A 12,368-nucleotide genomic window follows, 5' to 3' on the forward strand; every position below is an offset into this window, starting at 1 on the left:
TAAGAAAGGAAAGGCTTTGAAAATGACTATTCTAAATTTGCATGGTGACCATACATTTTATGTGTGTCGAGCTCTTTTATTTCCATTAAACGTAAAATGACCGCATCGTATGTCAGAAGAAGCGATTGCTCAAATAGTGAGCCCATTGGCTGCATGGTATGATGGCTTCCTTCCTTTTGATCCTTTGGCGCACCTGACAGTAAAATGACTTCATCCGATAGATCAGCTAGAGGTGAGTCAGCTGAAAGCGTGAATGCTGCCACTTTTCCGCCAATTGCTTTTGCCTTTTTTGCAAGGACTAGCAATGTCTCTGTTCGACCAGAGCCGCTCCCCACAATCAAGAGATCTTCTTCTGTAAAGGAAGGAGTATTGGTCTCACCGATCACATAAGCCTTGACGCCAATATGTGTGAGTCTCATGGCAAATGATTTTCCCATCAAACCAGACCTGCCAGCCCCTGCCACAAAGACCTTTCTTGCAGCTAAAATGCTTGAGACAAGCCGCTCCGTTTGTTCGTCTTGAATAGCGGGCGAGTGCTCAGAAAGCTCATTCAAAATGGCTTTCACATAGTCACTGGTCTTCATGATTGTGCGATCAGCTGCTTCATTTGTGCGGCCACTTCTGCTTTATTGTCCTGGCTTGCGATACCGCCGCCGACAATGATCAAATCAGGATTTAATTTCACGACTTCAGGTAACGTATCAAGCTTAATTCCGCCTGCAATGGCTGTTTTCGCTTGTTTGACGACTTGTTTAATGGTCATAAGGTCAGCAAATGAGTTTTGACCAACCGCTTGCAGATCATAGCCTGTGTGCACACAAATATAATCGACTCCAAGCTCATCCAGCTCTTTTGCCCGGCCAGCGATATCTTTGATACCAATCATATCAACTAAAATCTGTTTCCCTCTTGCTTTCGCTTCTTTCACCGCTCCTTGAATGGACATATCTTCAGCCGCTGCAAGAATGGTGACGATATCCGCCCCAGCTTCAGATGCCTGCTGCACTTCATAGCCGGCAGCATCCATAATTTTCAGATCAGCGAGTACACGTAAATTCGGAAAAGCCTGTTTGACTTCTTTTACAGCACGAAGCCCTTCGTTGATCACAACAGGTGTGCCAATTTCGACCACATCAATAGATCCTTCTACTTCTTTGATCAGCTCAATCGCTTCTGGTATATTCACTAAATCTAATGCTAATTGTAATTTCATCAATGTTCACTCCCGTTTTTTCATTTCATCTTCAAGAGCTCTGCGAATGATGCTTCTTGAACGATGAGATGAGTATAACAACAGGAGTGACGCAATCCAAGTACGCACTTTTTTTTTACATACTATACTTTTTCGCATATGGTCACAAAAAAGATACTGTCTTTCGACCAGTATCTTTTGCAGTATTACTATTTATCATCCTTTAAAAAATTGCTGTCGAGATATTGTTTTCCCCAATCATACATCGCCTCTAAAATCGGCATTAAGCTTTCTCCTAGTTCTGTGAGGGAATATTCAACTTTTGGCGGAACGACAGGATAAACCTCCCGATGCACAATGTGATCTTCCTCTAATTCTCTTAACTGATTGACAAGCATTCTTTGCGTAATCCCAGTCATTAACGACTTTAGCTCACCAAACCGTTTTGTACCTTCTCTGCCCAGATGCCATAAAATCAGCATTTTCCACTTACCGCCGATAATATTCAGCGTCAGCTCTTTTTCGCAATTAAACACTTTATTTTCCATACGTGATGACAACGACATACACTCCTTTGGTACAAACCATTTACGCTTTATCATATACTGCGGCAAATTAGATTGTCGAGCATACGGTCTTCGTTATTGATTCTGTTTATTCACAAAAGACATGACAGCCTTTGTCATTTCTTGCGCTTCTTTTGGCGCCCTGTCTGATCCAAACCATTTATTCAAGTCACTGTGGCTCAGCGAATGAACCCGAAAAACAAACCGCGAGCCTTTATCATGATTCAGTGTTTCTGCAAATCGGTACACCTCTGGATTTTCCCAGCCTGTGACTAAATAAACAGGCGGTACATTCGCTTGATTCATATAAGTGACAGGTGATGCCTTTGTCCAGTTCTTCTCCTGTTTACCAAACACTTTTTTATAGGATGGAATGGCTTGTATAAATTGATTGATGTTTAACGGTCCATCCAAAATCACGATGGAATTGATCGTTTTTGGCGACAATCCAACACGTTTTAAATAAGTTGAATCTGTGGCAACCAATGCCGTTAAATGACCGCCTGCCGAATGTCCCATCACGTTGATTTTTGATGAATCGATTTGATATTCATCTGCATGATCCTTGACCCATTTAATGGCGTTTGCTGTATCATCTGCCATCTGCTCATAGTTGGCATCAGGGTGAAGCCTGTAATTCATCGAAACAAACACATACCCTTGACCCGTAAAATAATCAGCCTTTGAAGCGACTCTATTCTTATCGCCGCCTGTCCAGCCGCCGCCATGGAGATAAATCATGACTGGGTGCTTCTTCTTTTTGTCTTCATCTTTGCCCTTCGGCATGTACATATCGAGTGTTTGCTGTTTGTTTTGTGTGTCTGCGTAATGAATGTTCGTCGTCGGCTTAGGCTGGTTGAAACGGAACACAAAGAATGCGCATACCAATAAGCCCGCGATGACAGCCGCAAATAAGAGCCATTTCGTGATTCGATTCAATGTCATTGCACCTTTCTATGTTGGGATGAAGAAGCATGATTAGCACATATGTAGATAGACTAGCACGATTCATTTGATACGACTTGTATGACTTGAACTGTTTGACAATAAAATGAAAAATAATCTTCTTCATAGTCTTCTACAAAGTAATTCAAATTTTCCCAGCCTCTATCCAAAAGCTGAATGTCCAAAAAAAGATAGGAATCGTTTGTTAACTCCAAATCTTTGATTTGAACAGAAGAGACATTGGTGAATTTCAGATGAATGTCTGCTTGTAGATTCGAGGATTCATATGGGATGTGCAGAACAATACAGTTGATCAAGTCGTAATGTTCATTATACTCTTTAAAGTAGTGAAATTCATTGATTTGCTTTAGAAGACTGATATCGAAATCAGGGATTTGTTTCTGGATTTTTTCATCTAAAAACCATGTCATCGTTTGTCCTCCAAGAGGTTATTGTATAAGTGCCATGATTCGTTTTCTTGTTTCTTCATGGTATTGAACGTAGGAATGCAACAAAGGATATGACTCAAGGATATGTTGATACGTTTTGATTTGGGGATATTGCTCTTCAAATGACTGACGCAGCACGTTTAACTGTTTTTTCGGTATTCGTTTATGATCGATCACATAACTTAAGCTGCCTGCAACAAGTGAAAAAAATAAATAAAAATCATCTGAGGATATACCAGTTTCTTCTTCAAAAGAGATGATATCATCTGGATAAGCTGAATCTAATAAGTATTGATAAAGTTGTTTTACATCATCGAATAAACCTTGTTTATCACGGCTGATTCTCATGGATTTTTCCCCAATCTCTCATTGTTTTTAATTCTTATTTAGACGCTAATGAGATCTTCCTATACACTGCAAATAAATTCTTGTGAATCGAAACATACGTTTTTCGATTCTATTGCGAGTAACATCCCATTGATGTTAAATAGAAAATTTGAATTTGTATCAAATTCTTCAAGTAGTTCATTGTTCAAGTTCCCTGTATCATAAAGATGAAAGACAGATTTAAAATTTTCTATTTTACCCCTTCTGTTATTAATTCTTCAAATCTAGAATTACCTTACCACATTTATAAATCGTATTTCATGATGAGTGACATTTTGTAATTTTGATTATTTTCAATTATTCTCTTGAATTACTTTTTACTTATATTTGTAGAATAATTTTTAATTCTTGGACTTCTTTTGTATTACCTCTATAACAATACACTTACTTTAACTTTCGAAAAGTTTATAAGGTTCCATAAAACTATATACCCTTTTGGCATATCTTCTCATGTTTAAAATTTGGGCAACAAATAAATAACAAAAAATGCGCCTTATAGTGAATAACATACTAAAAGGCACATTTCTACTAAAGCTATTTATATTTTCTTATCCATTCTTCCAAATCCTCTTCTGTGTGGAAATAGGAATTGGGAGCATCTTTCAAATCAATTCCACTTAGAAGAATCAGCATATCCCAAACTTTTTCATCATCGACTTCAGGATCATCTGCACTAACATAAATCTCAGCCCAATCAGAAACTTCTTCTCTAGTCATAGTCCCATTTAAGACTTTTTGTATTTTATTTATACAGTCTATCATTTCTGGTTCGACCATAAATTACCACTTCCCTATATACTGACCTTTACTGTTAAAGCGGTAATGCACTTTAACTTTACCATTTTGTGGTCTTACTTGTCTTACTTTACCACGATGATCAATAGTTTCATGCCATGTTCTCTTTTTTCCTGTTTTATAATTCCATTCTCTTACTACTCTTCTGCCCGCCATTTCCCCTTTTTTCTTAGCCGGTGTTACGTGGCCATAGTAACGGTAACGTCCCCCAGATAAATGCCTAACTTTTGCCTTGCCATATTTTTGTGATTGCTTATAATGTTCTTTTAATTTGCTATGCCTAGCAGCATTGTGGGCAATATTTGAAGATCGTTTAGCACGCTTTACTACTTTTAACACCTTGAATACCTTCCCAGGTCCAAAATTCGAAGCTGCTGCTAAAGCTGCGCCTTTCCAGCCCTTGCCTGATTTATAAGCTTTGTATCCATCATATACCGCAAACCCTGCATTGACAACTAACCATACCCAATGACCGTCTGGGTCCACATTCATGACTGGGTTGTTGTTTCCATAGGTATATCCGTTTTGATCTAGTGCATCTCCGTCACTTCCTGGGTCTGGGTCAAGTGATAGGAATATGCCATTTTTTGGTTCATAGTAGCGGGCGATTAGATAGTAAAGTCCTGTTTCTTCGTCGAAGCGGTAGCCAGCATAGCGATATGGGTTTCCTTTTACTTCTTCATCTTCTTTTACTTTAGTTGGAACGCCCCATGTATCGTATTCGTACTGAGCAACGATTTTTCCTGCACTATTTGTGATGGCAATGACATCACCGTGTGCATTGTAGTGATAGAAATATTTGTTTCCATTTTGCGTGAATGCAAGGAGTTGTCCACTCTCACCGTATGTGTATGTTTTTGTGACTTCGTTGTCTCCATCTGTTTCGTATAAAACATTCAGGCTGTCGCCGTCATAAAAGTAATTGGTGACTTTTCCATTCACTGTTTTTTGAATTCTATATCCACGCTCATCATATTTGTAAGTGACAAATGGCTTGTCTTCGCCTTTTTTCTTGATGGCCGTTATGTTATCTTCTGCATCCCATTCATAAAGGAATTGTCCGTCAGACGTTCGGTTGCCATTTTTGTCATAAGTTAAAGTCTCATCATTTACCTTTGTCAATTGGTTCATGATGTTGAATGATGCGTTGATTGTTTTTTTAGTGCCATTTTTTTCAGTCGTAACTGTTTTTCTGTTTCCAAACCCATCATATGTGTATTCAATAACCGTGCCATCAGGATGAGCTTCTTTGATCAATTGATCTAATTTTCCATATTCATATCGAATCTTCCCGTTGCTTCCTTGATCAACCGTTATTCTGTTTCCATTTTGATCATATTCGTAAGCTTCGTTTAAGATCGTTGCCCCTTGGCTTGTTCCAATGTGCAAATCATTGATTAAGTTGCGCTCATCATAAGCAAAGCTAGCACCACTGCCGTTACCTGTAATAAAGGACTGAACATTTCCATTTTCATCATAATCAAACGAATACGTAGAATTCGAATCCTTCATCTGCGTCATTTGATCAAGCTTATTGTAACTGAATTGGTTCGTTCCTTTTTGATTTCCGTGTGTCCACTCAAAGGATTTCAGTTTGTCTGAATTGGCTGGATATGTCCAAGTTTGGCTGCTGCCACGCTCTGTTAACTTTGTGATGCGGTTTTGTTGGTCGAACGTTCTGTTTTTGGTTGTGTTTTGTTCTTTGTTAACAACTGTTGTTTCGTTTCCGTTTTTATCATAGCTAAAGTGATATTTTTCTGTCCCATTGTATGACTTGGATTTCACTCGGTCTGTTCCATCATACGTGAGAGACACTTCATGCCCATTTGCAGAAATGGTTTTGATTAAGTTGCTATTCGCATCATATTCACTTTTCAACACATTCCCTAATGGATCAATGGTTTTTGTCAATTTGCCCATTAGGTCGTATTCGAATCGATACGTCTGATCTGACTCTGCACGAATGGTTTTCGACTGTTCATTGCCCTCTTTATCATACGTTCTCACAATGGATGTCCCGTTAGATAAAGTGATTTTCTTCAGCTGATCAGCCTGGTCATATTCGAATGTTGTTTTTTCGCCTTTCGCATCTGTTTCAGAAAGTTTTTTGCCTGTTTCATCGTAGGCAGATTGAGATGAGTAACCAAGCTCATCCTCTTCTTTAACTGCATAGTTCCCTTTTTCGTCGTAAGTGGTTTTCGTTAAAAGACTTCCTTCGACTAGACGGATATCATCAAACCAAACCGTTCCAGTCGCGCTTTTTTGGAAAACAATCTGAACGTCGACTTTTTTCAATGGTTTTGTTTTTGGTATGACAACCGCCGCTCGGTTCCACTCTTGTGTACCGGTTGGGAATTTCGCATTAAACGTTCCTGTTGTGCCATCTGTATACGTAACGGACGCTTGAAGTGAGTAGTCATTTTCATTTGAGGCTTTGACATTTTCAGCCTTAGACATCCCAGTCAATGTGACATACACAGATTGATTATTCGCACTTTGTTCAATCGGTACAGATTGTTTATAGATGACATTCGCTTGAGATGAAGAGGTTCTGGTCATTTTTAACGAAACGTCATCGTTAAAGCCTTCTTCATTATCTAATGAACCACTTGTTCCGCTCCAGCTTGTTGTTTTATCGGTAAAGGAATTATTTTTGACTGGATTATAACTTGATGAAACTTCGCCTTTTTCTAGCTGAATCTCATCGAACCAGGCTTTTCCTTTTCCAGCCTTATCTCGATGATCCACTTCCATATAGATCACAGCTTTGCCTGCATGAGATGGCGTCGTGAACGTGACTTGGCGTTTTGTCCAATCGTTTTTGCCTGATAATGTGCTGTAGCCGTTGCTGATCCATTGAATTCGCTTGTTGTTTGTATCTCTTAAATCGATGTTAAAAAATGCTCTTGCTTTCGTTAGCTCTGTCTTTATTTTTCCACTCAGTGTATACGTCGTATTTGGCTCTAGTGTCACTTCTTGAGTAGCAGAAGAATAGCCAAGTTCTGTTCCTTCAGTTGTCGACTGTGAACTGACCTCTAATACTCTGCCGCCAGATAACGGACCACTTTTTCCAGCTGTTTGCGCTAATTTCCCGTCATCCTTAGATGCTGTAAGCTTCCAGCCAGTTAGCGTATCTTCAAAACTGCCATTTTTTAATATACTCGCACCTGCAGCAAGTTCTTTACTCGTTTGTACCAAATTCCCGTACGAGTCATAAATACTTGCTGAAGACATATTTCCACTTTGATCCGTTTCAGATACAGCATCTAATCCATCATAGGCGATATCTGTGATATCTCCTTCTGTATCTTTCACTTTAGTGACATCATTATTTTTGTTATATTCGTAGGTTTCAGTGCCATAAGCATCTTTTGCTTGAATAACATTGCCGTTCTTATCATACGAATAGCTTTCTGTAGCTTTCCCTTTTTCTACATCATTCGGGTCAGCTTCTTCAACAATTTGATTTCCTTCATATTTGGTTTTGGTCGTAATCTTCAAACCTTCCGCATCATCTACAACTTGAATTGGATTGGCTGCTTCGTTATACGTATACTGTATTTTCCGACCGTTTGGCTGCGTCAGCATGAGTGTCTTTTTAGACATATCATATGCATACTCAAAGGTTTCTTTTTTTGCATTGATTGCCTTGACTAAACGATGATTTTCATATTGATATTCTGTAAAAACAGGCTGATCTTTTGTACTGTTTTGAGAGAATTGTTTAATCAATCTGCCTTCTTTATCGTATTCATATGAGATACTTGTTCCATCTGAATCTATGACTTTCGTTAGTAAACCTGCATCATACTCATATGAAAGCTTTTTCCCTTTTGGTCCTTGAACCGAGATGATATGACCATCTTCATCATAATCCATTGTTATTTTTCGGCCAGATGCATCTTCTATTGAAGTGAGCTGATTGTTTTCGTTATATTTGTATGTCGTTGTATTTTTATGTCCATCTACAACCTTGGTGATTTTCCCACCGTTTTTACTAAAGTGTGCAAAGGTTTGATCCTTCGTTTTTAACATGTATTCATCTTTTGATTCCGTTAATTCAAGGAAAATACCTGTTGGTGGTTGATACGTACCATCTGCTTTTTTTGTAAAAACATGAGTTGTGGCATCTTCATCAAGATAGATGACACCTTCTTTTGTTGGCGTGATACTCGTTTCTACATCTGTGTACCACCCTTGACCAAACAGGTGGTCAGCTGCATCTAAACTATTGTACGTTCGACCAATTCCAAGCCCTGGTCCTCTTCCATCAATCGACATTTCTTCTTCACTGACAATCACATTCCCAGTTGCACCATTCAGCTGGCCGTCTGGTATATCAATAATCGACCAGTAATCCTCTGTTCCAAGGAATTCGGCCCCTTCATGGAATGTCGGGTTAAAGGCTGGTGTCGGAATGGTTTCTCCATTTGCATCGTAGGCGGAAAGGGTAAAGGAGTAGTTCTTGCGTCCTTTATAATTTCCATTTGCATTTTCATATACTGGTGATGGGTCTAGCGCTAATTCTCCGCCCTTTCCATCTGTATGAAGCACATATTTCCCACTTTTAACTTCAGTAGGAGTCGGCCAAATATTCTTGTTTTGTGTTGTCCAGTGATCGACATCACCCACATCAAATGATTGATATGCCTTACCGTTATAGATGTTAATTTTATATCCTTTTGCATTTTTCACTTTGTCCCAATGTAAATTGAAATAACCTGTTTGGCTCTCTTTTGTATTGGTATAAGCATATCCAGATAAAGCTTTCGGTCTAGATAAATCAGGTAAAGTTGGTCCAGCTGGCGGTGAAGCAATGGCTTCTCCATCTTTATTATAGGCAATCACTCTGAAGGAATAATGTTTTTGAGCCGCATCTCCTCCAGCATTTTTGTAAGTCGCACCAGGATGAATTGGAAGCTCTGCCCCTTTTCCATCTTGGAGGTGCAATGCATATTTACCTGCTTTGATCTCAGCAGCTGTCGGCCATACTTTTTTCCCTTTTGTTGACCATGAAGTTTGATTCCCAAGATCCAATGTCTCATAGCTTTTCCCATTAAACATTTGTATTTTATAACCGATCGCACCGGAAACTGAATTCCATGAAAGCTCAAAGTAACCTGTTGCGTTGTTATTATTGAATCCTTTTGTACTAGGTGCTTTCGCTCTAGCCACATTCGGCACGACAGGTTTTACTTTTGCTGACATTGCGCCTTCACCTTGGTCAAAAATCGCACTTACAGCTACCCAATAATTTTTACTCGCCGCATAGTTGCCGCCTGAGTTTTTGTAAACCGGGGAAGGATCAACTGCTAATTCAGTTCCACCTTTTCCGTCTAAATGAAGTTTATATTTTTTTGCTACTATCTCGCTCGCTGTTGGCCATATATTCTTTCCTTTTGTGCTCCATGATGCTACATTTCCAACTGAAATCGCTTCATACTCTTTTCCGTTGTATAGCCACACTTTGTAGCCTTTTGCGCCAGCTACCTTTTTCCAACTTAAATTGAAGTAGCCCGTACCATTCCCATTACTAAAACCTTTTACAGTTGGTGCATTTGCCTGTGGAATGGTATACGTTACTTCAATGACTGGCTTATTGGTTGAGTTTGTTGATGAGATTATTTTTTTCCAATGATCTTGCCCATTCCCATTTGCATGTAATTTAAAGCCATAGTTAGCTGTTCCACTATTCCAAGCTTTGATGGTTGATGTCACATTATAACTCGCCCATTGTCCTTTATATACATTGGCTTTGCCGATGTTTTTGGAGCTTGGTTTATTGTTCCACGTTAGTTTTGTATGATCATAGTTGGCATTCACTGTATCCAGCCAAAGACCAGTAGCCTTCGTCCCGTAATATGAGTGAGCAACATACGTTTTAAGCGTCGCTTTTGTTACATTCATATTTTGAATCGGTTTGAATGAGTTAAACTTCATGAACGCATAGTTTGTACCAGTTGTTTTATCGTAATAACCAGTTTTGAGTACATAACTTTTAAGTTTAGCATCCCATTTTTGCGTAGAGGATGAATAATTTGTTGTTGGGTACTTACTCATGATAAATGTGTCTGCTGATACAGATAAAGAAGTCGAAGGATCGATAGACACAGGATAAACTCGTTCAGGATCTTTGAGCCATTTTTCATCTGCTGTCACATGAAGTAAATAGCCATCGTCTTCTTTTTCTAATTTAAAGCTCACATCTTCTGAGCGAGCCACTTCACCTGACTTTTCATCTAAATTAGAATCCGTCATAAACGGTTTTGGAACTTGAAAAATGGTCCGTTTTTTCTGATCATAAAATGTAATAGAACCGTCTTCCTCAATTTCCCCAGTTAGATCTGTCTTTAGTTTAAATGTAAATGAATTGTAGCCATCATATTGATTGAGTACAATATCTTCCTTGATGTTTTCATTAAAGGTGAATGATCGTAAATCTATATTTGGAAATACCTCTTCATATGTAAGCTCGTTGGTGTTCTCTTTAAATTGTGCAGAGGTATCTTTGGAATTGATTTCTGATTTGTTTTTCCCTGAAGCTTTTAAAATTGAAAAATCCATTTGATGCTTCTTGTGTTCAAATGTGGCATATAATCCAAGCTGCATTTGTTTTTGAAAAGTTGATTCTAACTTTGCATTTTCTGTTTCTATTTCTTTTTTCGAGATCGTCTTTAATTCTGGAGAGATGTCCTCCCATTCAGCATCTGGAGCCTCTTTAATATGAATAGGATCAGGATATACCTCTTGTGTAAATACACCCTCTCCTTCATAAAAAAGCTTGCTGTTTTCTGTTCTTTCTGAAAAAACTTCTCCATCTTTTCCAATTTCATCTTCGTCAATGCCTGCCATTTCCAGAGCCTTTGAATCACCTAACTCTTCTAAGCTGTTATGACTTGATTTTGTATTTTTGTCATGTTCTTCCGCAAAAATGTCAGAAGGTAACATTGATAAAAGCATCACAAACGCTAGTAGTGCTGCAATATTTCTTTTCCAATTCACTTTACTTTTTAGGTTCATATTAATCTCCTTATCATATATTTGTAACATTTGTAACATTACGCCATATATAATAATACATTCGAAATGATACTTCAATATATTTCTATAAATATATCATTCTTTCAAACTAATCCATATATCATCAACTTATCAATATATCCCCTTTTTTGCATATAAAAAAGCACCCTAAACGGATGCTTCCATCAAATGATATTTTTTCAAAATGCGATAGGTGATGTCTTTTGCTTCTATGCCTGTGCCTTTGATATTTGTGGCAAAGATGTAGGTTTTGTTTTCATGTTTGATAAAACCTACGTACCAGCCGATGCCTGATCCCGAGCCTGTTTTTCCGTATAGGGTGGCGTGTTTCTCTTCTTCTTGTACCATCATTCGTTTGACTGTTCTCATGTTCTTTAGGTCAAATGGAAGAGTCTCTTCATATAGCTGTTTGAGAAAACGAACTTGTTCGACTGGAGAAATACGTAACGTACTGCTTAACCAAAATTGATCGATTCCGCCAGATATATCTTCGTTCCCATAATGAATGGCTTTCACCCAATGACTCATGCGTTCTTCACCGATGTCACGGGCCATGGCTTGATAGTACCAGACGACTGAATCTCTCATCCCAGATCCTAATGTATGATCTCTATTCCAGTTGTCAATCTCTCTTTTTACGCCATCCCAATATTTGATGTCGTATTCATCTCTCACTGCGCCTGTTTGAAGTCCGATTAAGGCATTTGCCACCTTAAATGTCGATTGAGGTGCAAAGCGCTCTTTCGCTCTTTTTTTGTTATACATCCAAGGGGACTTTTCTTTTACTTCTTGAATTACAAACGTGCCTTCCCGGTCTTTCAAGAATTCATCTACTGACCACGCTGGTGATGCTCCCTCAGTTGATGAAGGCTGGCTTATACAAAGTGTCATTAGCATCATGCCAGTAATGAGCCATTTTATATACTTTTTCTTCAGGACAACCGCTCCCTTTCCCATGATTTCCATTGATTGTAGCATGTTGAGCGATGAGAT

10 protein-coding genes are annotated in these 12,368 nt (G+C 38.6%); all 10 read right to left on the reverse strand.

Annotated features, from left to right (window positions below; all coding sequences use genetic code 11):
* Nucleotides 1-26: 26 nt before the first annotated feature.
* The 10 genes from hxlB to blaBPU all read right to left on the reverse strand — a co-directional run bounded on the left by hxlB (nucleotide 27) and on the right by blaBPU (nucleotide 12,311).
* Nucleotides 27-584, reverse strand: a complete 558-nt coding sequence (gene hxlB / locus C6W21_RS07865) for a 6-phospho-3-hexuloisomerase (protein ID WP_106049895.1) — start codon at nucleotides 582-584, stop codon at nucleotides 27-29.
* On the reverse strand, nucleotides 581-1,213 hold the full coding sequence (gene hxlA / locus C6W21_RS07870) for a 3-hexulose-6-phosphate synthase (RefSeq protein WP_003216301.1): 633 nt from the start codon (nucleotides 1,211-1,213) through the stop codon (nucleotides 581-583). The genes hxlB and hxlA overlap by 4 nt, the downstream gene beginning before the upstream one ends.
* A gap of 188 nt (nucleotides 1,214-1,401) precedes the next feature.
* A complete protein-coding gene (gene hxlR, locus C6W21_RS07875) occupies nucleotides 1,402-1,758 on the reverse strand; it encodes a transcriptional activator HxlR (RefSeq protein ID WP_106049896.1) in 357 nt (118 codons plus the stop codon).
* 75 nt (nucleotides 1,759-1,833) lie between these two features.
* On the reverse strand, nucleotides 1,834-2,703 hold the full coding sequence (locus tag C6W21_RS07880; protein ID WP_106049897.1) for an alpha/beta hydrolase: 870 nt from the start codon (nucleotides 2,701-2,703) through the stop codon (nucleotides 1,834-1,836).
* Nucleotides 2,704-2,756: 53 nt separating this feature from the next.
* Entirely contained in the window at nucleotides 2,757-3,134 is a 378-nt protein-coding gene (locus tag C6W21_RS07885) for a hypothetical protein (protein WP_106049898.1), read from the reverse strand.
* 18 nt (nucleotides 3,135-3,152) lie between these two features.
* Nucleotides 3,153-3,500: a YxiJ family protein gene (locus tag C6W21_RS07890; protein ID WP_106049899.1), complete on the reverse strand. Its 348-nt coding sequence runs from the start codon at nucleotides 3,498-3,500 to the stop codon at nucleotides 3,153-3,155.
* 59 nt (nucleotides 3,501-3,559) lie between these two features.
* On the reverse strand, nucleotides 3,560-3,688 hold the full coding sequence (locus C6W21_RS19555) for a hypothetical protein (protein ID WP_486187520.1): 129 nt from the start codon (nucleotides 3,686-3,688) through the stop codon (nucleotides 3,560-3,562).
* Between the two features lie 385 nt (nucleotides 3,689-4,073).
* Nucleotides 4,074-4,316 carry a DNA-binding protein gene (locus C6W21_RS07895; protein ID WP_050943707.1) on the reverse strand — a complete coding sequence of 81 codons (243 nt, stop codon included), beginning with the start codon at nucleotides 4,314-4,316 and terminating at the stop codon, nucleotides 4,074-4,076.
* A gap of 3 nt (nucleotides 4,317-4,319) precedes the next feature.
* Nucleotides 4,320-11,354 carry a DNRLRE domain-containing protein gene (locus C6W21_RS07900; protein ID WP_106049900.1) on the reverse strand — a complete coding sequence of 2,345 codons (7,035 nt, stop codon included), beginning with the start codon at nucleotides 11,352-11,354 and terminating at the stop codon, nucleotides 4,320-4,322.
* A gap of 168 nt (nucleotides 11,355-11,522) precedes the next feature.
* Complete coding sequence (gene blaBPU / locus C6W21_RS07905) at nucleotides 11,523-12,311, reverse strand: BPU family class D beta-lactamase (RefSeq protein ID WP_106056212.1); 789 nt, start codon at nucleotides 12,309-12,311, stop codon at nucleotides 11,523-11,525.
* Nucleotides 12,312-12,368 lie beyond the last annotated feature (57 nt).

Origin of the sequence: Bacillus sp. NMCN1 (genome assembly GCF_002998085.1) — a bacterium.
Lineage (GTDB): Bacteria > Bacillota > Bacilli > Bacillales > Bacillaceae > Bacillus.